Source organism: Modicisalibacter tunisiensis, assembly GCF_020148005.1.
In the GTDB taxonomy this organism is placed as follows: Bacteria; Pseudomonadota; Gammaproteobacteria; order Pseudomonadales; family Halomonadaceae; genus Modicisalibacter; species Modicisalibacter tunisiensis.
Genome location: NZ_JAGXFD010000002.1, coordinates 235,520 through 261,868 on the forward strand (window position 1 = coordinate 235,520; position 26,349 = coordinate 261,868).

Consider the following 26,349-nt stretch of genomic DNA (forward strand, 5'->3'; position numbering starts at 1 on the left):
TCGAGGGAGACGTGGTGTGATTGCAGTCGTTGTCATTATCGTGCTGGCCACGCTGGCGCTGGGCGGCCTGGGCGTCATGGCCAGCGCCCCGAGCTGGCCCCTGCCGGCCGATACGCTGGCCGCCTACGGCGGCTATGCCCTGGCCCTGGTTGCGGCCATGGGCGTGCTCATCCTGCTGGTGATGCTGGCCCACCAGCAGCGCCTTCAACAGCGCGCCCTGACCCGGAGCCTGGAACTCCAGCAGGCCCAGCAGCGCGGCCTGGAAACCACGCAGCTCATGGAGCGCTTCGTGCATCAGGCGGAACTGCTGCTGGAGCGGGAAAGCCTCGACCCCAACAAGCGCAGCGTACTGCGCTGCCTGTCCATCGATGCACTGCGCGGCAATACCGGCCGCGGCGATCCCAACTACCATCGCCTGGCGCGGCTGTTCGAGTGGCTGGCGCAGGAGGCCGAGGCGGCCGGTCAGGACCCGGTCCGGCAACGCCTGATGGAGCCCGTGCTGCGCCAGTATGCGGAAATCGCCGATCAGCTTTGCCACGTGGGCGAGGCCGACCCGACGCGGCTGGAGCCTTTCCTGCGCTTCCAGCCGCAGGCCCGGCCCGAGGCCGAGCGCACCGAGGCCTAATCCCTACCAGCCCCTAGGTTTGTCGGAAAAGTCGGCGAGCGACGATCAGGCAAGGCAAAAATCAGCGAAAAAGCGGAGTTTACAGGGTGTAAATGAGCATTTTGATCGGACTCGCGCCCGAGCTGATTTTTAACGCCGCATGATCGAGCGCAGCCAGTTTTCAGGCAAAGCCTAGTAAAGGCGGTTGCCGGTATCCCCCTGCTTGACCGCCGCCGTCACCGTGACTTCGACACGCAGCTCGTCGGCCGGCATCGGGGCGGTAATGCAGGTCCGTGCCGGGGCATGCCCTTCGGGGACCCAGGCATCCCAGACGGCGTTCATCGCCGCGAAGTCGGCACCGTCCTTCAGATAGATCGTCGCCGCGAGCAGGTGCTCGCGATCCGAGCCGATCTCGGCCAGCAGCGCATCGACGCGCGCCAGCATGCTTTCGGTCTGTTCGGTGATGTCGCCGTGGCGTGCCTCGGGGCCGGCCACCTGGCCGCACAGGTAGGCCACACCGTTGTGAATCACCGCCCGGCTCATGCGGGCCTTGGTATCGTGACGCTGGATCATCCGGTCTTTCCTCGTGGTTTCAGGGGGTCAGCGCAGCAGGAGCAGCGGCACATCGGCGCTGCGCAGCATAGCCGTGGTGGTGCTGCCGACCAGCAGGTGGCGAATGCGCGAATGGCCGTAGGCGCCCATGATCAGCAGGTCGATGGCCTGTTCGCGCTGATAGTCACGCAGGGTGGCTTCCACGTCGCCGGCACGGATCGCCTTGTGGGCCTTGATGCCGGCATCGTTGAGGGTGTCGATCGCCCAGTCGAGCTGCGCCTGAATATCGGCGATATCCGCCCCGACCGTCACCACATGACAGGTCAGGCCGGCGAACAGCGGACTGGCGGCGATCATCTCGATGCCCTTGCGGGTGGTACGGCTGCCGTCGAAGGCGACCATGACCCGCTGGGGTGCGCGGAAGGTCTCGGGCACCATCAGGATCGGCCGATGCACGGCGCGCACCACCCGCTCCAGGTTGGAACCCAGGTGCTCGGACGCCCGGTGGGCGGACTCGCCGCGCTTGCCCATCACCAGCAGCCGTGTCTCGCCTTCCAGGTCATGCAGCGTCTCGACCAGCTCGCCGTTGCGCTGGCGACTGTGGGGTTCGTCAACGCCGTCGTCGACGGCCCGCTGGCAGGCCGCCTCGAGCATCACCCGGCCCTGCTCCCGGGACAGCTTGGCGCGGCGTTCATCCAGCGAGGCCAGTTCCTCGAGCAGGTGCTCGCGGCTGCCCAGGCCGATGTTGCCCGACAGGTTGCCGGCCTCGGGCGGCGCGTGATTGTCGATCACGTGCAGGAAGGTCAGCGGTGCCTCGAGGCGCTGGCTCGCCCAGGCAGCGTAGTCGCACACCGCCGTGGCATAGCCGGAGCCGTCGATGCAGGCCATGACGTGTTCTTTCATCGGGCACTCCCCAAGTTGTCCATCGTTCGCTTCATCGTCGGCGCATCGCGGCGTCGACTCAATGGCCGCTCATCAACTTCTCGACCGCATCGGGCTTGTCATGCACCGCGAAGCGGTCGACGAGCGTGGCGCTCGCCTCATTGAGACCCTCCACCTCGACCTCGGTGCCCTCGCGCCGGAAGCGAATCACCACCTTGTCGAGCGCGTCCACCGCCGTGATGTCCCAGAAGTGTGCCCGCGACAGGTCGATGCGCACCCGCTCCAGCGACTCCTTGAAGTCGAAGGCGTTGGTGAAGCGATCCGCCGAGGTGAAGAACACCTGACCGATCACCCGATACTCGCGGGCCTGGCCGTCGTCGCTGGCCTGGCTGTCGATGTAGAGCACTCGGCCGACCTTGTTGGCGAAGAACAACGAGGCCAGCAGCACGCCGACGAACACGCCGATCGCCAGGTTATGGGTCGCCACCACCACGACCACGGTGGCCAGCATGACAATATTGGTGCTCATCGGATGCTTGCGCAGGTCGCGCAGCGACTCCCAGCTGAAGGTGCCGATGGAGACCATGATCATCACCGCCACCAGCGCGGCCATGGGAATCTGCGACACCCAGGGGCCGAGGAACACCACCAGAATCAACAGGAACACCCCGGCGACCAGCGTGGACAGCCGCCCGCGCCCGCCGGATTTCACGTTGATCACCGACTGGCCGATCATCGCGCAACCCGCCATGCCGCCGAGCAGGCCGGTGGCGATGTTGGCCATCCCCTGGCCGCGACACTCGCGGTTCTTGTCGCTGCCGGTATCGGTGAGCTCGTCGACGATGGTCGATGTCATCAGCGACTCGAGCAGCCCCACCACGGCCAGGCCCAGCGAATAGGGCAGGACGATCAGCAGCGTCTCCAGGTTGAGCGGCACATCCGGCCACAGGAATACCGGCAGGCTGTCGGGCAGCTCGCCCATGTCGCCCACGGTACGGATATCCATGCCGGTGAGCATGTAGACGATCGTCAGGGTGACGATGCACACCAGCGGCGAAGGCACCGACTTGCCGATCTTCGGCAGCAGCGGAAACAGATAGATGATCGCCAGCCCCGCCGCCGTCATGGCATAGACGTGCCAGGTGACGTTGGTCAGCTCGGGCAGCTGGGCCATGAAGATCAGGATCGCCAGCGCATTGACGAAGCCGGTGACCACCGAGCGCGAGACGAAACGCATCAGCTCGCCGAGCCTCAGGTAACCGGCGATGATCTGGAACACACCGGTGAGCAGGGTCGCGACCAGCAGGTATTGCAGGCCGTGCTCCTTGACCAGAGTGACCATCAGCAGAGCCATGGCCCCGGTGGCCGCCGAGATCATGCCCGGCCGGCCGCCGGCGAAGGCGATCACCACGGCCATGGAAAACGAGGCGTAGAGCCCCACCTTGGGATCGACCCCGGCGATGATCGAGAAGGCGATGGCCTCGGGAATCAGCGCCATGGCGACCACCAGGCCGGCGAGGATGTCGTTCTTGGGGTTGAAGAACCAGGTCTGTTTCAGGGATCGGATCATGCAGTTGTCCAGGTATCGTCAGGGGCGACGTACCCTCGCCGCGCTCTCCGGGAGCGTCCCACAACAAGGGTACGTGCGGTATTCGGTCTTCGAAAACGGGAGCCGTTCGGGCGAACGGAATCGCAACGCTCACCGGCGGTCGAGACGCCGGGCGTCGCCGGGCGCGTGTCGGGCACGCAAGGCGGGGGCGGTACTAGGGCGGACTGGCGATGATCGCGCGCGACCTCATGGCGAGTTCATCCTTTCGTCGAAGCGGTACATGGCGAAGCGGCGCATTCTAGCAGGCCGGGAGCGTGATATCACCCCGAACCGGCCTGCACCGACCGCGCCCGGCAGCGTTCCAGATGCCGCGCCAGCAGCGCCTTGCCGAGCAGCGTGCCCAGCACCAGCGCCCCGCCGGCAAAGGCCAGCCTGGACGGGCGCTCGCCGAGTATCCACCACACCCACAGGGTGCCGACGACGGTTTCCAGCAGCATCAGCAGGCTGACCTCGGCGGCCGGCAGGTAGAGCGGGCCACGCTGGATCAGCGTGAAGCCCAGCGGCAGCAGCACCAGGCAGAGCAGCGCCAGATAGCCCGCCCGGGCCGGCGCGGGCAGCATCGGCGCCACCCCCTGCACCACCCCGGCCATGCCGGCGGCCACCGCCACCAGCACGCCCGACAGCACCAGTATGGGGCTCATGTCGATCCCGGGCCGCGTCCGGCACAGGGTGAAGTTGGCGGCCATGCACAGTGCCGACATCAAGGCGCAGGCATTGCCCTGCCATGCCCCCGGCCCGGCATCGTCCAGGACGATCAGCGAGGTACCGGTCAGGCACAGCCCGATCGCCAGCCAGGTGCGCCGCGGCTGCCGCTCATGGAGAAAAAGCCGTGACAGCAGCGCGGCGATCAGCGGCGTCCCGGCGAGAATCATCAGCACGTTGCCGCCGCGGGTGTAGTGATTGCCGAGCACGAAACCGATGTTCGACGCGCCGAACAGCAGCGCCACCCCGAGCCCCGTCAGGCCGCAACGCCGAAAGGCCGGGACGATCGCCCCGCGCAGACGCAGCGCCAGCACCGCCAGAAAGCCCAGCGCGGTCAGCAGCCCGCGCCACAACAGTGCCTGGCTGTCGGGCATGCCGATCAGCTTTACCAGCAGGGCATCGGGGGAAATGATCAACGGCCCCGCGGCGGTCATCAGCAGGCCTTGCTGGCGCAGGGACAATGACGCGAGTGGCGAGGTGTTCGGCAAGACATCGCTCCGAGATGTTGTCCGGTCGGACCGACAGGCTGGCCGACTGGCCGAGCGCCGGCAAGCCGGTACGCCTACACGAGGCCGCGTGCGACAAGGGCCTCGCGAATGATGGGCACCGGCGTCATCAGGTGCTCGCGCATGCGTTCGCAGGCCCGCTCGCTGTCGCGGGCCAGGATGGCGTCGACCAGGGCGGCGTGTTCGCGGCGCTTGGCTTCCAGCGCCGCCTCGGAAAAGACCGTCTCGCACAGCCACAGGTGCCGATAGCGCTCCGCCTGGTCGAACAGCGACTCGCGCACACGCAGCAGGAGCGGCGACTGGCAGCCGGCGACGATGGCGTAGTGAAACGCCTTGTGGCGGGCGTCCCAGACATCCAGCATCTCGTCGGCATTATGCACTTCCACCACCTTCGCCAGGGTATGCAGCTTGGCGAGGATGTCGGCCTCCCACTCGTCCCCGCCCCTGGCGATCGCCAGCTCGAGCATCAGCCCCTCGAGATGGGCCCGCGCATCGTAGATGTCGTTGAGTTCCTGCTCGGACATGCCGGCGACCCGATAGCCGCGCTGGCTGACCGCCGTCACCAGATGCTCGCCGACCAGTTGCGACAGCGCTTCGCGCACCGGCCCCACGCCCAGGTCATAGCGCGCCTTGAGCCGGCTCATCAGCAGCTTTTCACCGGGGGCGTAGACGCCGCGGATGATGTCGCGCTTGAGCTGGCGGTAGGCACTGATGGCCAGGTTGGGACGCGGGGCGGGCTGGGTCATGAAGCATTCCTTGCGGCAGAGGGACCCATCATACCCAACTCCGGCGGGACCGGAAAAACGATGAAATTTCTCCAAAAACTTATAATTTTGACATATGAATAAAATGTAGATATTTTTCCTCTCGTTGACCCACGATGCACGCCCTTGAACACCCAGGAGGTTCGCCATGACAGCCCTGCCATCACTCGCCGAGATCGATACCCATGGATTCCGGCTCGCCCCGCTGCCCCAGTCCCCCCGCCTGCTTCGGCTGACCCTCGAGGCACAGACGGTGACGGCCTTTCTCGATGCGGTCGACGACCTGCCCGTCCAGGCACTCGAGTACAAGTCCATGCTGCGCTTTCGCGTCGCCAGGGTGCTCGATGACCTGTGCCGCAACACGCTGCAGCCGCTGCTGGTGGATACGCTGGTGGACCGCGCTCACGGGGCACTGCTGATCGATGCCGAGGGGGTGAATCAGGTCGAGCAGGTCGACGCGATGATCAAGCTGTCGACCGCCGTGGCGCACTGCTTCGGGCGCTCCAACTTCGACGCCATGAGCGGCCAGTACTATGCGCGTTTCGTGGTGAGGAATGTCGACGAGTCGGACAGCTACCTGCGCCAGCCGCACCGCGTGATGGAACTGCACAACGACGGCACCTTCGTCGAGCAGGACACCGACTACGTGCTGATGATGAAGATCGACGAGCGGAACATGGAGGGCGGCAACTCGCTGCTGCTGCACCTGGATGACTGGGAGGATCTGGAGCGCTTCTACCACCATCCGCTGGCGCGCCGCGAGATGCGCTGGTCGGCGCCGCCCAGCAAGAAGGTCGCCCGCGACATCCATCACAGCGTGTTCGACGTCGATGCCGAGGGACGACCGGTGATGGCCTACATCGACCAGTTCGTGCAGCCCCGGGACTTCGAGGAGGGCAACTGGCTCACCGACCTCTCGGAATCCCTGGAGAGCAGCGACGCGCGCCTGTCACTGCCCGTCCCGGTCGGCAGCTTCCTGCTGATCAACAACCATTTCTGGCTGCACGGCCGCGACCGTTTCACTGCACATCCGGAGCTGCGCCGGGAACTGATGCGCCAGCGGGGCTACTTCACCCACAAGAAGACGCTGGCCACCTCACGGACCGAGTGAGCCATCCGCCAGGCCACCCCACCCCCACAATAGAGCAATCGTCGTTGGCTCCGGCAAGGGGCGCCGGGGACAGGTCATAGAGGGGGTCCGACGCCATGGCCGGAAAGTGTTCCCTTCCCTTCCGGCATTTCCGCCATCCATGGCGGTCAGATGGCGTCGGTAGCGCCCAGGGACGGGTTCACAGCACCCCCTTGAAGACCTGTCGACGGATCCGCCCCTGGCGACAACACCTAACGGCGATACCCCTGACTCCCTCAACCTGCGAGATTCCGGTGTACGATTTCATCATCATCGGCGGCGGCATTCTGGGCATGTCGACCGCCATGCAGCTCATCGAAGCCTACCCCGACCGGCGCATGCTGGTCCTCGAGAAGGAAGGCGGGCCGGCGCATCACCAGACCGGCCACAACAGCGGCGTCATCCATGCCGGCGTCTACTACGCGCCGGGCAGCCTCAAGGCGCGCTTCTGCCTGGCCGGCAACCGCGCCACCAAGGCCTTCTGCGATACCCACGACGTCGCCTACGAAACCTGCGGCAAGCTGCTGGTCGCCACCAACGACGTGGAAATGACCCGCATGCAGTCGATCTGGGAGCGTACCGGCGCCAACGGACTGGAGCGCGAGTGGCTGAGCGCCGAGGCACTGCGCGAGAGAGAACCCGATATCACCGGTGTCGGCGGCATCTTCGTGCCCTCGAGCGGCATCGTCGACTACGCCGAGGTCACCGCCCGGATGGCCGACGTCTTTCGCCACGCCGGCGGCGAGATCCGCTACGACGCGGAAGTGACCGCCCTGGAGGAACGCCGCGACGAGGTGGTGGTGACCAGCTCGCAGGGCACCTTCACCACCCGCCATCTGGTCTCCTGCTCCGGCCTGATGGCCGACCGCACGGTGCGCATGCTGGGCCTGACGCCCGCCTTCACCATCTGCCCCTTCCGCGGCGAGTACTACCTTCTGCCCCCGCAGCACAACACCATCGTCAATCACCTCATCTACCCCATCCCCGATCCCGGGATGCCGTTTCTCGGCGTGCACCTGACCCGCATGATCGACGGCACGGTGACCGTGGGCCCCAACGCCGTGCTGGCCTTCAAGCGCGAGGGCTATCGCAAGCGCGACATCTCGCTGCGCGACCTGCTCGCCATGGGCACCAACCCCGGCATTCGCCGGGTGCTGCGCAGCCACTGGCGCGCCGGGCTCCACGAGATGAAGAACTCGCTCTTCAAGGGCGGCTATCTTGAGGAGGTGCGCAAGTACTGCCCGAGCCTGACGGCCGACGACCTGACGCCCTACCCGGCCGGCGTCCGTGCCCAGGCGGTGTCCCGCGACGGGGAGCTGATCGACGACTTCCTGTTCGTCAACACGGCCCGCACCGTCAACGTCTGCAACGCCCCCTCTCCCGCCGCGACCTCGGCCATCCCGATCGGCGCGCACATCGTCGAGAAGGTCAGGGCCCAGGTGGACGCCTGAGCGTCGCCAGCCGTGCAGGCGATCATCGCGGTGCCGCGTGCCGGGCACCGCGACGGCGCGACGCCTTCAGATGACGCTTCAGGGCACGGCGCAGCCGATCGGCCTCGTGGCGCAACCCGTCGCCGGAGACCATGCCGATGCCCATCACCAGCCCGCGGCGAGGGTCGTCCCGCCCGCAGGCCAGGCTCAACGGGCGCACCACCAGCTGCGCCTCGAGCAGCCGCTGGGTCAGCGCCACATCATCGATCTCGGGATCGAGCTCGAGACACAGGCTGATGGTGCCGCTGGGCGCGGATAGCCGCCTGACGCCGGGCAGGTCGTAGAGCCGGTCGTGGAGGACCTGCTGACGGGCGAGGTAGTCCCGACGAATGCGCCGGTTCCAGGCATCCAGGTCCCCGTCGTCGATGAACTGCGCCAGCACCGCCTGGTCCATCATCCGCCCCTCGCGGAAGACCTCGCTGCGCAGCCGGTTGAGCGGGTCCGCCAGCCCGCGCGGCACCACCAGGTAGCCCAGCCGCAGCCCGGGAAACAGCAGCTTGGAAAACGTGCCCACCAGCACGCCGGCGCTGCCCTGCGGATCGAAGAGCAGGTCACTGCCGCCGTCGTCGGCGAACTCGTAATCGTCCTCGATGACGAACGACGCCCCCACCTCGCGACACAGCGCCCGCTTGTCCGCGGTCCGCGTCGGCACGCCCAGCGGGTAGTGATGGCTGCCGGTGAAATAGGCCAGGTGCACCGGCTGCGAGGCGGTGCGCGGCACATACCCCGACTCGGGATGCCAGGCCAGGGTCTCGACCTCGAGCCCCGCCGCCATGAAGACGTTGCGCGCCCCCCAGTAGCAGGGGGAGTCGAGCAGTACCCGCTGGCCGGCATCGGCCAGCGCCAGCGTGCACAGCTCGATGCCGTGATGCGCGCCTTCGGTGATGATGATCTGGTCGGTGTCGCAGCGGATGCCGCGCCAGCGCTGCAGGAAGTCGCGAATCGCGCGCTTGAGCGGGCCGTACCCGCCGGTGGAATAGGACAGCAGCAGGGTGTTCTGCGGCACGGTGACGCTGGCATAGAGCGAGCGCCACTTGCGCATCGGGAAGTGCGCGATGTCGGGGATACCGGGCATGAAGGCGCCGCTCTGGATCGAACTGGCCCCGGGGCTGGCCAGTACCGCCCGCGCTCGTGCCGACAGCGCCGCCTCGCCGGAAGGCGACAGCGCGGCCTCCGCCAGCGGGGTCACCGGTGCCTGACAGGGCCGGCACACCCAGGTCCCGCTGCCCTGCCCGGTCACCAGCAGGCCCTCGTCGATGAGCCGCTGCAGGGCCTTGACCAGGGTGCCGCGCGCCAGCCCCAGTCGGGCGCAGATGCGCCGCTGGGAGGGCAGGCGCACCCCGCCGGGCCAGTGCGAATGAATCACGCCGCGCAGGGCCTGCTCGACACGCACCTGCTTGCCGAGACTCTCGGGCTGTCGCTGATAGGCGGCCCACAACGCGCTCAGTCGGGCCTCTTGCGTTGCCATGGTGTCTTTTTCCTCCCCGCCAGACGCCCATTCTCGGCGCGCACCGGCAATTGGTCCAGTCGAACGCCGAATTGGTCTATTCAATGCCGACCGGCACGCTGCTAGCGTGCCTTCAGGATCGGACCTGCAAGGTAAGTCGGTCCTCACCATGACAACATCAAGAAACCCGGATTGGACAACAATGATGCAAGACACTTCCCATCAGACGGACAAGCTCGTCCGCGTGCTGGCCCGAGGCGACGTGCTCGCCCTGGCCTTCGGCGCCATGATCGGCTGGGGCTGGATCGTGCTCACCGGTACCGCCATCCTGGATGCCGGCAGCCTCGGCGCGATTCTCGCCTTCATCGTCGGCGGCATCGCCGTGCTGCTGGTCGGCCTGACCTACGCCGAACTGGCCGCCGCCATGCCCAAGGTCGGCGGCGAGCACGTCTACAGCTATCGGGCGCTGGGCCATTTCGCCTCCTTCATCTGCACCTGGAGCATCGTGCTCGGCTACGTCGGTGTCGTCTCCTTCGAGGCGGTGGCCCTGCCGACGGTGGTCGAGCAGCTGCTTCCCGGCTATGCCGTCGGCCACCTGTGGACCGTCGCCGGCTGGGACGTCAAGGCCAGCTGGGTGGCGGTCGGCGTGATCGGCTCGCTGGTCATGATGACCATCAACTACCTCGGCATCTCGACGGCGGCGCTGATCCAGAAGCTGGTCACCGGCCTGATCCTGGTGGTCGGCGTGCTGTTCATCACCGGCGCGCTGTTCACCGGCGACGGCATCAACATGACCCCGCTGTTCAACCACGGCGCCGACGGCGGCCTGGCCGGCGGCATCATGGCGGTCATGGTGATGGTGCCCTTCCTGTTCGTCGGCTTCGACGTGATTCCCCAGGCCGCCGAGGAGATCAACCTGCCGTTCCGCGACATCGGCAAGGTGCTGATCGTCTCGGTGATGATGGCGGTGGCCTGGTACGCGCTGATCATTCTCGGCACCAGCCTGATGCTCGGCCACGACACCCTGGTCGAGAGCTCGTTGAGCGTGCCCGATGCCATGGCCGTCGTCATGGGCAGCCCGTGGGGCAGCAAGCTCATGGTGCTGGCCGGGATCGCGGGCATCATCACCAGCTGGAACGCCTTCTACATCGGCGGCTCCCGCGCCATCTACGCGCTGGCCCACTCGGGCATGCTGCCGGCCTTCCTCGCCAGGCTGCATCCCACCCACAAGACGCCCACCAACGCCATCCTGATGATCGGCCTGCTGTCGATGCTCGCCCCCCTGCTGGGTCGTCCGGCGATGGTCTGGCTGGTCGACGCCGGCGGCCTGGGCATCGTCATCGCCTACCTGTTCGTGGCGCTGTCCTTCATGGTCCTGCGGGTCCGCGAGCCGGACATGGAGCGTCCCTTCCGGGTCGGCAACGCCAAGCTGGTGGGCAGCCTGGCCGTGGCCTTCTCCTTCATCATGGCCTGCCTCTACCTGCCGGGCAGCCCCTCCGCCCTGACCGGTACCGAATGGCTGATCTTCGGCATCTGGATGGTAGCCGGGCTGGCGATGTACGGCTACGCGCTGAGCCGCTACGGACGGGACTACAGCAACCAAGTCATGCAAGACGTTTACGTACGCTGAGGAAAGACGCTCCATGATCGACCTGTTCACCCAAGGTCAGCCCGTCGATGCCTGCATCGACGGCGAGTGGCGCCCCGGGCGGCGCCGCTTCCCGGTCACCGATCCCGCCAGCGGCGAGACGCTGGCGCAGGTCGCCGATCTCGACGCCACCGATGCCCGCGATGCCGTGGCCGCCGCCCACCGGGCACTGCCGGCCTGGCGCGCTACCCCGGTGAAGGAACGCAGCCGGCGGCTGCGCGCCTGGTTCGACGCCATCGTCGAGGCCGGCGAGGCCCTCGCCGAGCTGATGACGCGCGAGCAGGGCAAGCCGCTCGCCGAGTCCCGGGGCGAGGTGACCTACGGCGCCTCGTTCGTCGAATTCTTCGCCGAACAGGCCAAGACCCTGAGCGGCGAGACGCTGCCCATGCAGAGTCCGGACAAGCGCATGCTGGTCACCCGCGAGCCGGTCGGCGTGGTCGCGGCCATCACGCCGTGGAACTTCCCGCTGGCGATGATCACCCGCAAGTGCGCCCCGGCGATCGCCGCCGGCTGCACGGTGGTGATCAAGCCCGCCGAGGCGACCCCGCTGACCGCACTGGCGCTGGCCCGGCTGGCTGAACAGGCCGGCCTCCCGGCCGGCGTGCTCAATGTGGTCACCAGCGAGCGTCCCGGGGCGATCGGCGAGGTGCTGACCACCGATCCGCGGGTGCGCAAGGTGTCGTTCACCGGTTCCACCCCGGTCGGCAAGACCCTGCTGGCCCAGTGCGCAAGTACGGTCAAGAAGACCGCCATGGAGCTGGGCGGCAACGCGCCGTTCATCGTCTTCGACGATGCCGACCTGGACGCCGCCGTCGACGGCGCGATCGCCGCCAAGTTCCGCAACGCCGGGCAGACCTGCGTGTGCACCAATCGCTTCCTGGTGCAGTCGGGCGTCTACGAGGCCTTCCTCGACAAGCTGACCGCCCGCGTGACGGCCCTCAAGGTCGGCGACGGCCGCGAGCCGGGCGTGCAGATCGGCCCGCTCATCAACGCCGCCGCAGTGGACAAGGTCCGGCGGCATGTCGGCGACGCGCTGGCAAAGGGCGCCCGCCTGCTGTGCGGCGGCGAGCCCCACCCCACGGGCGCGCAGTTCTTCACGCCCACGGTGATCGCCGACGCCACCCGCGACATGGCCGTCGCCGAGGAAGAGACCTTCGGCCCGCTGGCCCCGGTGTTCCGCTTCGACAGCGACGAGGAGGCCATCACCCTGGCCAACGACACCCCCTTCGGCCTGGCCGCCTACTTCTACAGCCGCGACTACCGGCGCATCTTCCACACCCTGGAAGCCCTGGAGTACGGCATGGTGGGCGTCAACGAAGGGCTCATCTCCACCGAGCTGGCCCCCTTCGGGGGCATCAAGGAATCGGGGCTGGGCCGCGAGGGCTCGCATCACGGCCTCGAGGAGTTTACCGAGTTGAAGTACGCCTGCCTCGGCGGCCTCTAGGACAAAAACGGGCTGCGCTCGGCCAGGCGGTGTTGAGCCAGCGACGCGACATGCTCATGGACAGACGTCCACTGCGCTGTCACCTCGCTGTCTCGCCTACCCTGGCCGTCGCTCGCCACGCTTTTGTTGCGGTCGACGTCACTCAATCCAAACAAACCATCGCTTCCCTGCCGCCGAATGAGGGCGGCTACGCCCTGCCATGGAGCTTACCTGCATGACCAATGCCGAACTCAACGCCCTGAAGGACCAGTACGTCGCCAGCGGCGCCGCCTCGCCCACCACCGTCTTCGCCGATCGCGCCGAGAACGCCGAGATCTGGGACGCCGACGGCCGCCGCTGGATCGACTTCGCCGGCGGCATCGGCGTGCTCAACCTGGGCCATCGCCATCCCCGGGTGGTCGAGGCCGTCAAGGCCCAGCTCGACCGCGTGATGCATACCTGCGCCACGGTAATGCCCTATGCGCCCTACGTGCAGCTGGCCCGGCGGCTGTGCGAACTGACCCCGACCCGCGACGCGGCGCGCAAGGCGCTGCTGGTCAACACCGGCGCCGAGGCGCTGGAGAACGCCGTCAAGATCGCCCGCGCCGCCACCGGCCGCAGCGGCGTGATCTGCTTCGACGGCAGCTTCCACGGGCGCACCTTCATGACGCTGGCCATGACCGGCAAGGTCATGCCCTACAAGAACGACTTCGGCCCCATGCCGGGTGACGTCTATCGCGCACCCTACCCCAACCCGCTGCACGGCATCAGCGACGACGAAGCCCTGGCCGGCCTGAAGAAGGTCTTCAAGACCGACATCGCCCCGCATCGCACCGCCGCGATCGTCATCGAGCCGGTGCAGGGCGAGGGCGGCTTCTACATCGCCTCGACCTACTTCCTCGAGCAGCTGCGCGCGCTGTGCGACGAGCACGGCATCCTGCTGATCGTCGACGAGGTGCAGTCCGGCTTCGCGCGGACCGGCAAGCTGTTCGCCATCGAGCACAGCGGCGTCGCGCCGGACATCGTCACCATGGCCAAGAGCCTGGCCGACGGCATGCCGCTGTCGGCGGTGGTCGGCAACGCCGCGGTCATGGATGCCTCCGGCCCCAACTCGCTGGGCGGCACCTACAGCGGCAACCCGCTGGCCTGCGCCGCGGCGCTGGCGGTCATCGAGGCCATCGAGGAGGAGGACATCCTCGCCAGGAGCGAGCGCCTGGGCCGGGCCCTGGCCGAGCGCTTCACGACCTGGGAAAGCCGCTTCGGCGCCGTCGCCCACGCTCGCCACCTGGGTGCCATGGCGGCCTTCGAGTTCGTCGACCCGGCCAGCGGCGCCCCGGACCCGGCACTGACCCAGGCGGTATGTGCCAAGGCCCGCGAGAAGGGGCTGATCCTGCTCTCCTGCGGCTTCTACGCCAACACCATCCGCATCCTGGTGCCGCTGACCGCCGAGGGCAGCCTGGTCGAGGAAGGCCTGGACATCGTCGAGTCGGCGATCGCCGAGCTGGCCGGCTGATAGCGCCACCGCCTCGGCCCGACGCCACCCTCAGCGGGTGGCGTCGTCGTTTCGGGACGCCTCCCCGCCCTCGTTATTTGGGGACGGATTGGCACCGGTCCGGGGGGCACTTCCCGCCATGGCGGAGAAGCCCTTGAGCAGGTCCATGGGCATGGGAAAGATGACCGTCGAGGTATTCTTGCCGCTCATGTCGCTCATCGTCTGCAGGTAGCGCAACTGCAGGGCCATGGGGTTGGCCGCCATCACGTCGGCGGCCTCGAGCAGCTTGTGCGAGGCCTGCAGCTCGCCCTCGGCATGGATCACCTTGGCGCGCCGCTCGCGCTCCGCCTCGGCCTGGCGGGCGATGGCGCGAATCATGCTCTCGTCGAGGTCGACGTGCTTGATCTCCACGTTGGCGACCTTGATCCCCCAGCCCTCGGTCTGGGTGTCCAGGATCTCCTGAATATCGTCGTTGAGCCGGTCGCGCTCGGAGAGCATCTCGTCGAGATCGTGCTTGCCGAGCACCGAGCGCAGGGTAGTCTGCGCCAGCTGGCTGGTGGCCATGCCGTAGTGCTCGACCTGGATGATCGCCTTCTCCGGGTCGACCACGCGGAAGTAGAGCACCGCGTTGACCCGCACGGTGACGTTGTCCTGCGAGATCACGTCCTGCTCGGGCACATCGAGGGTCACCAGGCGCAGGTCGACCACCTGCATCTTCTGGATCACCGGCACGATGATGAACAGCCCCGGCCCCTTCACCGCCTGGAAACGCCCCAGGAAGAACACCACCCCGCGCTTGTACTCCGGCAGGATGCGAATCGACGCGCCGATCAGCAGCAGGACCAGCACCAGCGGAACCAGATAGGACAGCATCATGACGACTCTCCCGATATGGACGATGCGGTGTCGGGCGGCTCGGCGGCGGGCTCGACCTCCACGGTCAGGCCGTCGACCGCCACCACCCGGAGTGTCTGGCCGGCCCGGACCGGCGAGCGGCAACGCGCCCGCCAGCGTTCGCCGAACAGGCGAACATGGCCCGCCCCCGTGAAGTCATGCAGCGCCACGGCCCGTGCGCCGACCAGTTCGTCCTGGCCGGTTCTCGGACGCCGTCGCAGGCCCAGAAAGCGCAGCGCCACCCACAGCATGAACCCCGAGGCGACCAGTGCCACACCGCCGATCAGCGGCAGCGACACGGCCAGGTTGCGGTCATCCATGAGAATCACCGAGCCGGCCACGAAGGCGACGATGCCGCCGATGCCCAGCACGCCGAAGCTGGGCATCAGTGCTTCGCCGACGATCAGCGCCAGCCCCAGCAGCACCAGACCCAGCCCGGCATAGTTGATCGGCAGCACCTGGAAGGCGAACAGCGCCAGCAGCAGGCAGATCCCGCCGACCACCCCGGGCACCAGTGCCCCCGGGCTGAGCAGCTCGAAGACCAGCCCGTAGAAACCCAGGATCATCAGGAAATAGGCGACGTTGGGGTCCGAGATCACGCTCAGCAGCTCGGTGCGCCAGTCGGGATCGAAGGCGACCGTGGAAAGCCCGGCGGTGTCGAGCGTGCGCGGGCCGTCGGCCATCACCACCTGGCGGCCGTCGATCTGGCCGAGCAGCTCGGGCACGTCGCGGGCGACGACGTCGATGACGTGCTTGTCGAGCGCTTCGCCGGCGGTGAGATTGACGGCGTCGCGCACCGCCCGCTCGGCCCAGTCGGCGTTGCGCCCGTGGCGCTGGGCCAGGCTGCGGATGGTCGCCACCGCATCCTCGAGCACCTTGCGCTGCATGGCGGTGTCGCCGTGACGTTTCGACGTGTCGCTGTCGGCACCACCGGCCTGTGTATCCGTCTTGCCGCCGTCGCTGGCGTCATCACCGCCGGACGGCGCCGACTCCGGCGACCCCCCCGGCAGCAGCCCGCCGCCGATCTGCACCGGCGTCGCCGAACCGAGGTGGGTGGCCGGCGCCATCGCCGCGACATGGCTGGCGTAGAGTAGATAGGTGCCGGCACTGGCGGCGCGCGCGCCGGACGGCGCGACATACACCACTACCGGCACCGGGCTGGCCAGCATCGCCTGGATCATGTCGCGCATCGCGGCATCGAGTCCGCCCGGGGTATCGAGCCGCAGCACGGCGAGCGCCATGTCCTGCGCCTGCGCACGTTCCAGGCCGCGCCGGAAGTAGTCGCTGGTCGCCGGTCCGATGCTGCCGTGCAAAGTCATCACCAGCGCCTGGCGTGAGGCCGGCTGCGCCGTGGGCGTGAGCATGGCCCAGCCCAGCAGCGTGCACGCCAGGAATACAAGCCAGACCAGGCGGTGGTGACGAGCGACATGGAAATGGTTCGGCATCGACGGCATGAGTGCCTCGCTCTGGATCGAACGGTGCTGTCTTCAAGCTAGTGTCATCGCGCGAAAGTTGCTAAGCCAATCACATTGGCAGCCGCGTCACTCTCGCGTCCGCGCCCGCTGATAGAGCGAGCCCTTCGGCGAGCCCGTCGGCGAGCCCGTCGATTCCGTCTCGTCGGCCGACGGTGCGGGCGACTCAGGCCGGTCGCTCTCGGCAGCGCTCGACCCGGAATCCGCACCGGCCGGGCTTTCCTTTCCGGCGTCGCCGGCCTCGTCGCCCTCACCACCGGCCACCGAGGACAGCGTCTCCAGCGGGGAGGTCACCAGGTTCTCGAGGGCTTCGCGGATCGCCTGCCCCACGACACTGCCGACATCCAGCTCGGGGTCGTCGAGCGGGATGGTGACCGGCACCTCGAAGCGGATCACGCCGTCATCGCCCTGCAGCAGGCCCACCAGCAGCCGGGCGGGCAGGTCGGGCGCCTCGCCGGGCACCGGCTCGCCCAGATCCAGCCGGTGCAAAACCACTTGAGTCTCGGCACGCAGCCGGCCGTCGCGAATCCGGTAGGCGGCATCCAGCGTGACCCGGCCCTGCTCGATTCGATAACCGCCGAAACGGCGAATGTAGGGGGCGAAGGTGGTCAGCGCCAGCTGCTCGACATGCAGCGTCATGTCGCCCTGCAGGGGGCGCTTCAGGGGCTGGAAGGTGCCCTCGATGCGTAAGGGAGACTCGCCGTCGACGCGCCCGTCGAGCGTCAGGGCGCCGTCGCCTTCACCGGCGCCCAGCCCCGTCCAGTCGCCATGCAGCGCCGCCAGCTTCAGTGACACCGGACGGGACAGATGACGATCCTCCAGCGCCACCCGGCCGTCGCTGATGGCCAGCCGTGCCAGCGACCAGCGCAGTCCGCGCCTCTTTCCTTGCCCCTGTCCCGACCCGCCGCCGGGCGGCAGCCAGGCACCCAGATTGGTGGTCAGCGCCTCGTCGATGGTGACTTGCCACCAGGGGTGCGCCAGCCGGATGGCATCGATCGTCAGGCGCGAGGCCTCGCTGTCGAAGTGCACTCCCTCGACCGCGACGTGCGCGAAGCGCCCCAGCGGCGCCCCGTCGGGCGTGGTCGCCTGGATATCGGCCAGCGAGCCCTGCGCCGTCAGCGTGGTGCCGGACGACGACGCCGACCCGGCGCGCAGCCGGACGCGGCCACTCAGGGTGCCGTGCGGCACCTCGGCCCGGGTGAGATAGGCGACATACCGGCTCACCACCGCCACCGGCAGGGCCTCGACCCGAAACGCCAGATCGGCCTGCCAGGGCGCGAAGCCCAGTGTGCCCTCGGCGGTGAACGGCCGGCCCGCCCAGTCCGCCTTGACGTCGAGCTTCATCGGCTCGGCGTCGCGCGAGTCATAGCCGGTGGCGGTCAGCGACGCCGAGGCGAGCGACAGGGTCACCGGACGCGACGGCCGCCGGTTGACCCAGTCGAAGCGCCCCTGCTCGGCGGTGAGGCGATCGATGCGCAGCGGCGCCTTTTCACCGCCGCCGCCCCCGAACAGCTGCGCCAGGTTCCACGTGCCGTCTTCACGCCAGATCAGGCGCAGCCGCGGGGCGGTGAAATGCAGCTGCTCGACATGCCAGCCCGGGTGCCACAGCGACGACCAGGCGAGCCGGGCATCGACCTCACGGCTGGCCAGCACCGGCGGCTGCCCGGCCTCGCCGGCGATGCGCAGCCCCTCGAGCCGCACCGTCGCCTGCCAGGGCGTGACCTCCACCTGCTTGACCGTCACCTCGCGCCCGGTCATGGCGGAGAGCGTGCCGGTCAGGCGCGTCGCCACGTAACGCGGCAGGGCCCATTGCCAGCCGATCACCAGCACGCCCGCCACCAGCAACAGCCCTGCCAGCCACCGCCCCTTGCGGTGGCCGCCTCTCGCCGCCTTGTTCCGTATCGCCATCGCGCCTCTCTCCTTCCGTGGCCCGTCCTGCCTTCAGGGTGGCAGCCGGGGCGACCCCCGACCACTGCCGCGCCGTTCCGACAACCCGGGCCCGCGGCTGGCCAGACTGCATCTTTCCGGGCAGGCTGAGCGTACGTAAGGAAAGTCAGGCACCCCGCCCTTGATTCCCAGGAGCCCCTCGCGATGCCCCGCTTGTCCCCGGCCGGCCTCAGGCCCCTTATGTCGCTCGTCCTGCTGCTCGTCGCCGGCGGCGCCCAGGCCTTCGCCCTCGACGACTGGTCGTCGGTGGAAGCCGAGGCCCGCGGCCAGACCGTGTACTTCGATGCCTGGGGCGGCGACCCGGACGTCAATGCCTACCTCGACTGGGTCGCCGAGGCGATGGCGGCGCGTCACGGCGTCGACGTCGTCCACGTCAAGCTGGCCGATACCGCCGAGGCCGTGTCACGGGTCCTCGCCGAGAAGGCCGCCGGCAACACCGATGACGGCGCCATCGACCTGATCTGGCTCAACGGCGAGAACTTCGCCGCCATGAAGAAAAACGGCCTGCTCTACGGCCCCTTCGCCCAGCGGCTGCCGCACTACGCGCTGACCGACCCCGCCGACCACCCGGCGGTCCGCGAGGACTTCACCCTGCCCACCGAAGGCTACGAGTCGCCGTGGGGCAAGGCGCAGCTGACCTTCTATCACGACAGCGCCCGCGTCGCCTCGCCGCCGCGCAGCATTCCGGCCCTGCTCGACTGGGCCCGGGCGCATCCGGGGCGCTTCACCTACCCGCTGCCGCCCGACTTCCTGGGCTCGAGCTTTCTCAAGCAGGCGCTGCTGGCGCTGGTCGACGACCGCACGCCCCTCTACCACCCGGTCGCGGAGGCCGACTTCGACGCGGTCACCGCGCCGCTGTGGGACTACCTCGACCGCCTGCATCCCTATCTCTGGCGCCGGGGGCGCACCTTTCCGGCCAGCGACGCCACCCTGCGCCGGCTCATGGGCGACGGCGAGCTGAGCCTGGCCTTCACCTTCACGCCCTCCGCCCCCGCCGTGGCCGTGGCCGCTCATCGCCTGCCGCCCACCACCCGCAGCTACGTGCTCGACGGCGGCACCCTGGGCAACGTCCACTTCGTCGCCATCCCCTTCAACGCCGCCCACAAGGCCGGCGCGCTGGTGCTGGCCAACTTCCTGCTCTCGCCGCAGGCCCAGGCCCGCAAGCAGTCGCTCGACGGCTGGGGAGACGCCACGGTGCTGGCCATGGAGGCGCTGAGCCCCGATCAGCGCGCGGCCCTTGCCGACGATGCCGACAACCCCGCGCGTCTGCCGGCCGGCGCCCTGTCCCGGACGCTCGCCGAGCCGCATCCCAGCTGGACGCCGCGACTCGAGGCGGCCTGGCAGGCCCGCTACGGCGCCCGATGAGCGGCCACTTCGCCTGGACCCGGCTGGCCCGCTGGCTGACCGTCGGCCTGATCGGCCTGCCGGTCGTCGCCGGGCTGGCCGGCGTGATCGCACCGGCCTTCGGCTGGCTGCCGGCCCTCGGCGGTACCTCGCTGTCCCTGGCGCCCTGGCAGGCGCTCGCCCGGGTGCCCGGGCTGGCCGAGATGATCCGCCTGAGCGCGGTCACCGGGCTGGCCAGCACCCTGCTGTCGCTGGCCGGCGTGGTGCTGCTGCTCGGCGCCTGCCTGCAGACCCGGGTCATGGGGATGGTTCGCCGGCTGCTCTCGCCGCTGCTCGCGATACCGCATGCCGCCGCCGCCATCGGCCTGGCCTTCCTGCTCGCCCCGTCGGGGCTGGCCAGCCGGATGATGTCTCCCTGGCTCAGCGGCTGGCAGTACCCGCCGGACTACCTGTTTCCCCACGACCCCGGCGGGCTGGCGCTGATCCTCGGCCTGACGATCAAGGAGGTGCCCTTCCTGCTGCTGATGAGCCTGGCCGCCCTGCCGCAATGCCAGGCCGATGCGCGCCTGCGCGTCGCCCGCGGGCTCGGCTACCGTCCCGCAGCGGCCTTCTTCAAGGCCGTGCTGCCGGGGCTGTATCCGCTGCTGCGCCTGCCGATCTACGCGGTGATCGCCTTCGCCACCGCCACGGTGGATGTCGCGCTGATTCTCGGGCCGTCGACGCCGCCGCCGCTGTCGGTGATGGTGCTGCGCTGGTTCCACGACCCGGACCTGAGCCTGCGCTTCATGGCCTCCGCCGCTGCGCTGACCCAGCTCGGCGTGACCCTGGCGGCGCTGGCCGTCTGGCGGTTGCTGGAAGCAGCCGTAATCCGTCTATGGCGTGGCTGGCCGGCCAACGGGCAACGTTCCGCCGCCGAAGGACTCACGCGGGCGCTGGGTACGGGGCTGCCGGGCATTGCGCTGGCGCTGATGGCCGGCAGCCTGGCCGGACTGATGCTGTGGTCGCTGGCGGGATACTGGCGCTTCCCGGCCGTCATTCCGCCGCTGACCCTGGACAACTGGCGTGACGCCGCCGGCGCCTGGGGAGCGCCGCTGACCCGGACCATCATCATCGGCGCGGCGGCCACGGCCGTGTCACTGACGCTGGTGCTGGGCACGCTGGAGGCCGAGGAGCGACGCGGCGGACGCTGGCAGACCGCGTTGATCTATCTGCCGCTGCTGGTGCCCCAGAGCGCCTTCCTGTTCGGCCTGGTGCAGTGGCAGGCCGCCCATGGCCCGCCGCCGGGGCTCGGGGCGGTGATTGCCGGGCACACGCTCTTCGTGCTGCCCTATGTCTATCTGGTGCTCGCGGAAAGCTACCGGCGGCTCGACCCGCGCTGGTCGCACCTGGCACGGAGCCTGGGCGCCTCGCCGGGGCGGGTGTTCCGGCGGGTGCGTCTGCCGCTGCTCGCCATGCCGCTGATGAGCGCCGCCGCCGTGGGCTTCGCGGTCAGCATCGGCCAGTACCTGCCCACGCTGCTGCTGGGCGCCGGGCGGGTGGCGACCATCACCACCGAGGCGGTGAGCCTGGCCAGCGGCGGCGACCGCCGCCTGACCGCCGTGCACGCCCTGCTGCAACTGCTGCTGCCGGCCGTCGGCTTCGCCCTGGCGCTGGGCCTGCCGCGTCTGCTGTTCCGCCATCGCACCGGCCTGATGAGCCACTCATGACCGATCTGACCGACATCGCCCCCGCGCCGCTGCATCTCGAGCGGCTGACCATTCACCTGGCGAGGCGCACGCTGGTGACGCTCGACACCACCATCGCCCCCGGCGAGATCCTGACCGTGATGGGGCCCTCCGGCAGCGGCAAGTCGACCCTGCTGGCGGCCATCGCCGGCTTCCTCCCGGCGGCCTTCCGGCTGAGCGGCCATGTCCGGCTCGGCGAGACCCCGCTCGACGCCCTGCCGGCCGAGCGGCGCCGGGTCGGACTGCTGTTTCAGGACCCGCTGCTGTTTCCGCACCTCTCGGTCGGCGGCAACCTCGCCTTCGGCATGGCCCCCGGCGGCCGGCGCCGCGAGCGCCGTGCGCGTGTTGCCGAGGCGCTCGCCCGGGCCGGGCTGGCCGGTTACGCCGATCGCGACCCGGCCACCCTCTCGGGCGGCCAGAAGGCGCGGGTCGCGCTGCTGCGGGTGCTGCTCTCCGAGCCCCGGGCGATGCTGCTCGACGAGCCCTTCTCGAGTCTCGATGTCGCGTTGCGCGACGAGCTGCGCCGGCGGGTCGTCGCCGAGATCGCCCGGCGCGGCCTGCCGGCCCTGCTGGTGACCCACGATCCCGCCGACGCCGAGGCGGCCGGCGGGCGGATCGTCACGCTGGGCGAGGCCTGATCAGCCCAGGCGCTCGGCCAGCTCGTCGAGGGACGACACCGTCAGATCCGGCTCGCCGCCCCAGGTGTCGAACGGCGCCTCGGCACTGCGCCGCACCCAGGCGGCCCGCAGGCCGGCGTGCTTGGCGCCGATCACGTCGAAGGGATTGCACGACACCAGCCAGGTCTCGTGGGCCGGCGTCTCGAGCCGGTTGTGCAGAAAGGCGTAGACCGCCGGGTCGGGCTTGAAGCGCTTGACCTCCTCGACGCTGACGATGTCGTCGAACTGCCCGAGCACCCCGGCCTGATCGAGCAGCCCCTCGACCGCCCGGCGGCTGCCGTTGGAGAACGCTACCCGCTTGAGGTGCAGCTCGGCCATGCGCGACAGGGCCGGCGCCACGTCGTCGAAGGCCGGCAGCCGCCCGTAGACGCCCATCAGCCGCTCCTTGTCGGTCTCGCCGAGGCGTGTGCCCATCGCGCGATCGACGAATTCCAGGGCGTCACGGGTGCATTGCGAGAAGTCGGCGAAGGCGCCCATCAGGCCCCGCCGGAAGGCATATTCGAGCTGCTTGTCGCGCCAGCGCCGCGAGAATTCCTCGGCGCTGTCGCCCAGGTGCTGGTGCAGGGACTCCACCACACCGTGGGTGTCGATCAGGGTGCCGTATACATCGAATGCCAGAACTCGTTTCATGCCGTGCTTCCTGTCACTGCGTTCGTGTCGCTTCAGACTGGTCGCTTTGTCGACCCTCGACAAGTGGCCGTTGGCAATCGCACTTGGCCTGGCAAGGGGCGCCGGGGACAGGTCGTAGAGGGGGTCCTACGCCATGGATGGCGTAGGTAGCGCCCATGGAGGGGTTTACAGCGCCCCCTCGTAGACCTGTCGACGGCTCTGCCCCTGGCGATCACCGTAACGGCGACAGTCCTGACAAGTGCCCCTTGGCATATGACAAGCAAGGGGTAAACGCCGCACAATAGCCCCTCCTGATCGACGACTGGAATGAGAGACCCGCGATGGCGTTCAACGTGTATGTGGATGGGCAGGAAGGGACCACCGGCCTGCGCCTGCTCGACTATCTCGAGGCGCGCGACGATATCGAGCTGCTGCGCATCGACAGCGATCGGCGCAAGGATACCGCCGAGCGTGCCCGACTGCTCAACGCCGCCGACGTGGCCTTCCTGTGCCTGCCGGACGAGGCCTCGCGCCAGGCGGTCGAGCTGCTCGACAATCCCGATACCTGCCTGATCGATGCCAGCACCGCCTTTCGAACCGCCGAGGGCTGGACCTATGGCCTGCCCGAACTGGTTCCCGGCCAGCGCGAGGCCATCCGGCGCAGCAAGCGCATCGCCAACCCCGGCTGCCATGCCAGTGCCTTCATCCTGCTGGTGCGCCCGCTGATCGAGGCCGGCCTGCTGCCCGCCGACTACCCGCTGTCGGCCTTCTCGCTGACCGGCTACAGCGGCGGCGGCAAGAAGCTGATCGCCGAATACGAGGCCGCGGAACCCGGCCGCCATGCGGCCCCGCACCCCTATGCCATGACCCTGGCCCACAAGCACCTGCCGGAGATGCGCCTGCACGGCGGCCTCGCCCAGGCACCGGTCTTCACGCCCGTGGTGGGCCCCTTCCTCAAGGGGCTGGCGGTCACCGTGCCGCTGCATGTCGACCGCCTGGCCGCGGGCGCCGACGGTGCCGCGATCCACGACGCCTATACCCGCCACTATGCGGGCGAGCCCTTCGTCAACGTCATGCCCCTGGCCGACGAGGCCAGTCTCGACCACGGCTTCTTCGAGGTGCAGGGCGCCAACGACACCAACCGGGTCGACCTGTTCATCTACGGCGGCGAGGAACGCCTGGCGCTGGTCGCGCGGCTGGACAACCTGGGCAAGGGTGCGGCGGGCGCCGCGGTGCAGTGCATGAACATCCACCTCGGCCTGGACGAGGATACCGGCCTGACCGTCGGTTGACGCGGCGACCGCTGCCCGAAACGACGCTGCCCACCCCGGCCGGGGTGGGCAGCGTCACGCTCCACCGGCAACACCGGGTCAGTCGGCCAGACGCTGCAGGGCGAAGGCGGCGATCGCGGTATCCTGAACCCCCGTGCCGGTCAGGTCGCAGACGGTGATGCTGGCATCCGAGACCCGCAGGCGCTGGTTCTCGGCGATCACCTGGCCCAGCTCGTAGACCTTGAACGGCGCGCTGGCCTCCGTTTCGCCGGCCTTGACGAAGGCCTTGAGCTCGCCGTTGGTCCGGCTCTGCGCGCGGGTGTCGCAGACGAAGGCGTCGGCACGGATCATCACTTCCTCGTCGAGTTCGCGCTTTTCCGGGCTGTCGGAGCCCATCGCCGTGACATGCACCCCCTCGGGCAGGTCCTGGGCGGTAAGGATCGGCTCCCGGGCGGGCGTGGTGGTGATGATGATGTCGGCCTGCGCACAGGCGTCCCTGACCGAGTCGTGGACGTTGACGCTCAGCCCCTGCGCGCGCATGCGCTCGGCATAGGCCTCGGCGGACTCGCGGTGCCGCGCCCAGACATCGACGGTATCGATGTCACGGACCAGCTGCAGCGCCCGCACCTGCAGCTCGGCCTGTTCGCCGGCGCCCAGCACGGCGACCCGGCGGCTGGCCTCGCGCGACAGGTGCTTGGCGGCGATCGCGCCGGCCAGTGCGGTGCGCAGGGCGGTCAGGTAGCCCTCGTCGAAGAGCACCGCATCCACCAGCCCGGTCCTGGCGGAAAACACCATCATCAGCCCGTTGAGGCTCGGCAGGCCGATCTTGGGATTGTCGAAGAAGCCGGGGCTGACCTTGATGGCGAAGCGCTCGGCACCACGGATGTGCGCCGTCTTGACGTCCACCTCGCCGTTGGCCTCCTCGATCGCCATCGACAGGATCGGCGGCTGCACCACCTCGCCGCGCCCCAGGGCGGCGAAGCCGGCCTCCACGGCCGCCAGGGCCTCCCGGTCGAGCCTGACCGCGGCCTCGATGTCATCGCGCTGATAGAGCTCCATGGCACTCCTCCTCCATTGATGGTTGGCACGCTGGCTTGAAGCCTGCCCCGCAAAAGGCCAGCATCGTCAGCGAGGTTTGGCAAGCGCACGGGCCCGGTCGACGGTTTCCAGCGCCACGCCGTTGCCCGAGACGATCAGCGCCACGGTCTGGCCGCGCACGTCCAGGCCATGCTCGTCGATGGCCGCCAGCCCTACCGCCGCGGCACCTTCCACCAGCATCTTCTCGTCGGCCAGCAGGTCCACCATGGCCCGGGCGATGGCGACCTCGGAAACCTGATAGTGATCGTCCATGACGTCTCGCACCAGCGCCAAGGTGCAGCGGTTGTCCAGACCGATACCGCCACCCAGCGAATCGCCGAGGCTCTCGACTTCCTCGACATCGACCGGATGCCCGGCCTTGAGGCTCTCCCACATCGCCGCCCCCTGACTGAGGCTGACACCGGTGACCCGGGTGGCCGGACGAATGCCCTTGATCGCGGCGCCGATGCCGCCCAGCAGCCCGCCGCCGGACAGGCCGACGATCACGCGATCCAGGTCGGGCTGATCCTCGAGCAGCTCCAGGCCGATGGTGCCCTGGCCGCTGGCGATCAGCGGGTCGTCGAAGGGCGGGATCAGCGTCATGCCCTCCTCGTCGACCAGCCGTGCCACCTCGCCGAAGGCTTCATCCTGGCTCCGGCCGACACGCCTGACCTCGGCGCCCAGCGCCTCGATGGCCCGCACCTTGTTGTCGGGTACCAGGTTCGACAGGCAGATGATCGCCGGCACGCCCAGCTTTGATGCCGCCAGCGCCACGGCACGCCCGTGGTTGCCGGTGGAGGCGGTGGTCACACCGCGCGACAGCGCCTCGGCGCCGTCCCGCTCGAGCAGGGCGCGGATCATGTTGGTCGCCCCACGCAGCTTGAAGGCCCCGCTGGGCTGGCAGTTTTCCAGCTTGAGAAAGACCTCGGCATCGAAACGCCGCGACAGGGCCTGAGAGCGGATCAGCGGGGTGCGCGTCACCTGCCCGGCAATGCGTGCCCGGGCCTGATAGAGCGAGGCCAGGGTGACGCCATGCGTCGGCTGCGTCATCGTTGACTCCTTGTTGAACGGCATGTGCCAGACAGG

22 protein-coding genes are annotated in these 26,349 nt (G+C 68.9%); 10 read left to right on the forward strand and 12 right to left on the reverse strand.

Translation table 11 applies throughout. From position 1 onward, the window contains the following. Positions 1 to 16 precede the first annotated feature (16 nt). Positions 17 to 625: a hypothetical protein gene (locus KGQ91_RS16215; RefSeq protein WP_224414324.1), complete on the forward strand. Its 609-nt coding sequence runs from the start codon at positions 17 to 19 to the stop codon at positions 623 to 625. A gap of 171 nt (positions 626 to 796) precedes the next feature. Here the strand turns inward: KGQ91_RS16215 and KGQ91_RS16220 are convergent, their stop codons facing one another. The 5 genes from KGQ91_RS16220 to csiR all read right to left on the reverse strand — a co-directional run bounded on the left by KGQ91_RS16220 (position 797) and on the right by csiR (position 5,601). After that, a complete protein-coding gene (locus KGQ91_RS16220) occupies positions 797 to 1,177 on the reverse strand; it encodes a RidA family protein (protein ID WP_224414323.1) in 381 nt (126 codons plus the stop codon). 27 nt (positions 1,178 to 1,204) lie between these two features. After that, positions 1,205 to 2,059, reverse strand: a complete 855-nt coding sequence (locus KGQ91_RS16225) for a universal stress protein (protein ID WP_224421501.1) — start codon at positions 2,057 to 2,059, stop codon at positions 1,205 to 1,207. Between the two features lie 58 nt (positions 2,060 to 2,117). Then, on the reverse strand, positions 2,118 to 3,608 hold the full coding sequence (locus KGQ91_RS16230; protein WP_224421502.1) for a SulP family inorganic anion transporter: 1,491 nt from the start codon (positions 3,606 to 3,608) through the stop codon (positions 2,118 to 2,120). Between the two features lie 299 nt (positions 3,609 to 3,907). Then, positions 3,908 to 4,837, reverse strand: a complete 930-nt coding sequence (locus KGQ91_RS16235) for a DMT family transporter (protein WP_224421503.1) — start codon at positions 4,835 to 4,837, stop codon at positions 3,908 to 3,910. A gap of 74 nt (positions 4,838 to 4,911) precedes the next feature. Then, positions 4,912 to 5,601, reverse strand: coding sequence for a DNA-binding transcriptional regulator CsiR (gene csiR / locus KGQ91_RS16240; protein WP_163649580.1), 690 nt, complete (start codon positions 5,599 to 5,601; stop codon positions 4,912 to 4,914). A gap of 166 nt (positions 5,602 to 5,767) precedes the next feature. On the opposite strand from csiR, the gene glaH reads away from it, so the two are divergent. Together glaH and lhgO are read left to right on the forward strand one after the other, a co-directional pair. Further along, positions 5,768 to 6,730 carry a glutarate dioxygenase GlaH gene (gene glaH, locus KGQ91_RS16245; RefSeq protein ID WP_163649579.1) on the forward strand — a complete coding sequence of 321 codons (963 nt, stop codon included), beginning with the start codon at positions 5,768 to 5,770 and terminating at the stop codon, positions 6,728 to 6,730. 272 nt (positions 6,731 to 7,002) lie between these two features. Continuing rightward, positions 7,003 to 8,199, forward strand: coding sequence for an L-2-hydroxyglutarate oxidase (gene lhgO, locus KGQ91_RS16250; protein ID WP_224421504.1), 1,197 nt, complete (start codon positions 7,003 to 7,005; stop codon positions 8,197 to 8,199). Positions 8,200 to 8,221: 22 nt separating this feature from the next. On the opposite strand, the gene KGQ91_RS16255 is transcribed toward lhgO, so the two are convergent. Next, a complete protein-coding gene (locus KGQ91_RS16255; protein ID WP_224421505.1) occupies positions 8,222 to 9,706 on the reverse strand; it encodes an aminotransferase-like domain-containing protein in 1,485 nt (494 codons plus the stop codon). A gap of 184 nt (positions 9,707 to 9,890) precedes the next feature. Between KGQ91_RS16255 and KGQ91_RS16260 the strand changes: the two genes are divergently transcribed. From KGQ91_RS16260 to gabT, 3 genes are all read left to right on the forward strand, one after another. Then, complete coding sequence (locus KGQ91_RS16260; protein ID WP_224421506.1) at positions 9,891 to 11,315, forward strand: APC family permease; 1,425 nt, start codon at positions 9,891 to 9,893, stop codon at positions 11,313 to 11,315. Positions 11,316 to 11,328: 13 nt separating this feature from the next. Beyond that, positions 11,329 to 12,777 carry an NAD-dependent succinate-semialdehyde dehydrogenase gene (locus tag KGQ91_RS16265; RefSeq protein ID WP_224421507.1) on the forward strand — a complete coding sequence of 483 codons (1,449 nt, stop codon included), beginning with the start codon at positions 11,329 to 11,331 and terminating at the stop codon, positions 12,775 to 12,777. A 214-nt stretch (positions 12,778 to 12,991) separates the two neighbouring features. After that, the gene (gene gabT, locus KGQ91_RS16270) at positions 12,992 to 14,269 is read left to right on the forward strand and encodes a 4-aminobutyrate--2-oxoglutarate transaminase (RefSeq protein ID WP_224421508.1); all 1,278 of its coding nucleotides are present in this window, start codon (positions 12,992 to 12,994) and stop codon (positions 14,267 to 14,269) included. A gap of 30 nt (positions 14,270 to 14,299) precedes the next feature. Here the strand turns inward: gabT and KGQ91_RS16275 are convergent, their stop codons facing one another. The 3 genes from KGQ91_RS16275 to KGQ91_RS16285 all read right to left on the reverse strand — a co-directional run bounded on the left by KGQ91_RS16275 (position 14,300) and on the right by KGQ91_RS16285 (position 18,522). Further along, positions 14,300 to 15,124, reverse strand: a complete 825-nt coding sequence (locus tag KGQ91_RS16275) for a slipin family protein (protein ID WP_224421509.1) — start codon at positions 15,122 to 15,124, stop codon at positions 14,300 to 14,302. Continuing rightward, positions 15,121 to 16,596 carry an NfeD family protein gene (locus KGQ91_RS16280; RefSeq protein WP_224421510.1) on the reverse strand — a complete coding sequence of 492 codons (1,476 nt, stop codon included), beginning with the start codon at positions 16,594 to 16,596 and terminating at the stop codon, positions 15,121 to 15,123. The genes KGQ91_RS16275 and KGQ91_RS16280 overlap by 4 nt, the downstream gene beginning before the upstream one ends. A gap of 87 nt (positions 16,597 to 16,683) precedes the next feature. After that, entirely contained in the window at positions 16,684 to 18,522 is a 1,839-nt protein-coding gene (locus KGQ91_RS16285; RefSeq protein WP_224421511.1) for a DUF748 domain-containing protein, read from the reverse strand. A gap of 219 nt (positions 18,523 to 18,741) precedes the next feature. Here KGQ91_RS16285 and KGQ91_RS16290 point away from each other — a divergent pair, with 219 nt between their 5' ends. From KGQ91_RS16290 to KGQ91_RS16300, 3 genes are read left to right on the forward strand one after another with little or no spacing between them, the layout of a single operon-like run. After that, positions 18,742 to 19,926 (forward strand): ABC transporter substrate-binding protein, encoded by a 1,185-nt coding sequence (locus KGQ91_RS16290; RefSeq protein ID WP_224421512.1) that lies wholly within the window; start codon positions 18,742 to 18,744, stop codon positions 19,924 to 19,926. After that, entirely contained in the window at positions 19,923 to 21,611 is a 1,689-nt protein-coding gene (locus tag KGQ91_RS16295) for an ABC transporter permease (protein WP_224421513.1), read from the forward strand. The genes KGQ91_RS16290 and KGQ91_RS16295 overlap by 4 nt, the downstream gene beginning before the upstream one ends. Further along, positions 21,608 to 22,267 carry an ATP-binding cassette domain-containing protein gene (locus KGQ91_RS16300; protein ID WP_224421514.1) on the forward strand — a complete coding sequence of 220 codons (660 nt, stop codon included), beginning with the start codon at positions 21,608 to 21,610 and terminating at the stop codon, positions 22,265 to 22,267. The genes KGQ91_RS16295 and KGQ91_RS16300 overlap by 4 nt, the downstream gene beginning before the upstream one ends. Here the strand turns inward: KGQ91_RS16300 and KGQ91_RS16305 are convergent, their stop codons facing one another. Further along, positions 22,268 to 22,936 (reverse strand): haloacid dehalogenase type II, encoded by a 669-nt coding sequence (locus tag KGQ91_RS16305; RefSeq protein WP_224421515.1) that lies wholly within the window; start codon positions 22,934 to 22,936, stop codon positions 22,268 to 22,270. Positions 22,937 to 23,256: 320 nt separating this feature from the next. Between KGQ91_RS16305 and argC the strand changes: the two genes are divergently transcribed. Then, positions 23,257 to 24,207 carry an N-acetyl-gamma-glutamyl-phosphate reductase gene (gene argC, locus KGQ91_RS16310; RefSeq protein ID WP_224421516.1) on the forward strand — a complete coding sequence of 317 codons (951 nt, stop codon included), beginning with the start codon at positions 23,257 to 23,259 and terminating at the stop codon, positions 24,205 to 24,207. Between the two features lie 78 nt (positions 24,208 to 24,285). On the opposite strand, the gene KGQ91_RS16315 is transcribed toward argC, so the two are convergent. Continuing rightward, a complete protein-coding gene (locus KGQ91_RS16315; protein WP_224421517.1) occupies positions 24,286 to 25,245 on the reverse strand; it encodes a cyclodeaminase in 960 nt (319 codons plus the stop codon). A 66-nt stretch (positions 25,246 to 25,311) separates the two neighbouring features. After that, positions 25,312 to 26,313: a hydroxyectoine utilization dehydratase EutB gene (gene eutB / locus KGQ91_RS16320; RefSeq protein WP_224421518.1), complete on the reverse strand. Its 1,002-nt coding sequence runs from the start codon at positions 26,311 to 26,313 to the stop codon at positions 25,312 to 25,314. Between the last annotated feature and the right edge of the window lie 36 nt (positions 26,314 to 26,349).

Bases quoted from the DNA above. Each gene is read 5' to 3' on its own strand.
- KGQ91_RS16220 (WP_224414323.1), bottom strand. From the start codon at position 1,177: ATGATCCAGCGTCACGATACCAAGGCCCGCATGAGCCGGGCGGTGATT.
- KGQ91_RS16225 (WP_224421501.1), bottom strand. From the start codon at position 2,059: ATGAAAGAACACGTCATGGCCTGCATCGACGGCTCCGGCTATGCCACG.
- KGQ91_RS16230 (WP_224421502.1), bottom strand. From the start codon at position 3,608: ATGATCCGATCCCTGAAACAGACCTGGTTCTTCAACCCCAAGAACGAC.
- csiR (WP_163649580.1), bottom strand. From the start codon at position 5,601: ATGACCCAGCCCGCCCCGCGTCCCAACCTGGCCATCAGTGCCTACCGC.
- glaH (WP_163649579.1), top strand. From the start codon at position 5,768: ATGACAGCCCTGCCATCACTCGCCGAGATCGATACCCATGGATTCCGG.
- KGQ91_RS16255 (WP_224421505.1), bottom strand. From the start codon at position 9,706: ATGGCAACGCAAGAGGCCCGACTGAGCGCGTTGTGGGCCGCCTATCAG.
- KGQ91_RS16260 (WP_224421506.1), top strand. From the start codon at position 9,891: ATGCAAGACACTTCCCATCAGACGGACAAGCTCGTCCGCGTGCTGGCC.
- KGQ91_RS16265 (WP_224421507.1), top strand. From the start codon at position 11,329: ATGATCGACCTGTTCACCCAAGGTCAGCCCGTCGATGCCTGCATCGAC.
- gabT (WP_224421508.1), top strand. From the start codon at position 12,992: ATGACCAATGCCGAACTCAACGCCCTGAAGGACCAGTACGTCGCCAGC.
- KGQ91_RS16275 (WP_224421509.1), bottom strand. From the start codon at position 15,124: ATGATGCTGTCCTATCTGGTTCCGCTGGTGCTGGTCCTGCTGCTGATC.
- KGQ91_RS16280 (WP_224421510.1), bottom strand. From the start codon at position 16,596: ATGCCGTCGATGCCGAACCATTTCCATGTCGCTCGTCACCACCGCCTG.
- KGQ91_RS16285 (WP_224421511.1), bottom strand. From the start codon at position 18,522: ATGGCGATACGGAACAAGGCGGCGAGAGGCGGCCACCGCAAGGGGCGG.
- KGQ91_RS16290 (WP_224421512.1), top strand. From the start codon at position 18,742: ATGTCGCTCGTCCTGCTGCTCGTCGCCGGCGGCGCCCAGGCCTTCGCC.
- KGQ91_RS16295 (WP_224421513.1), top strand. From the start codon at position 19,923: ATGAGCGGCCACTTCGCCTGGACCCGGCTGGCCCGCTGGCTGACCGTC.
- KGQ91_RS16300 (WP_224421514.1), top strand. From the start codon at position 21,608: ATGACCGATCTGACCGACATCGCCCCCGCGCCGCTGCATCTCGAGCGG.
- KGQ91_RS16305 (WP_224421515.1), bottom strand. From the start codon at position 22,936: ATGAAACGAGTTCTGGCATTCGATGTATACGGCACCCTGATCGACACC.
- argC (WP_224421516.1), top strand. From the start codon at position 23,257: ATGGCGTTCAACGTGTATGTGGATGGGCAGGAAGGGACCACCGGCCTG.
- KGQ91_RS16315 (WP_224421517.1), bottom strand. From the start codon at position 25,245: ATGGAGCTCTATCAGCGCGATGACATCGAGGCCGCGGTCAGGCTCGAC.
- eutB (WP_224421518.1), bottom strand. From the start codon at position 26,313: ATGACGCAGCCGACGCATGGCGTCACCCTGGCCTCGCTCTATCAGGCC.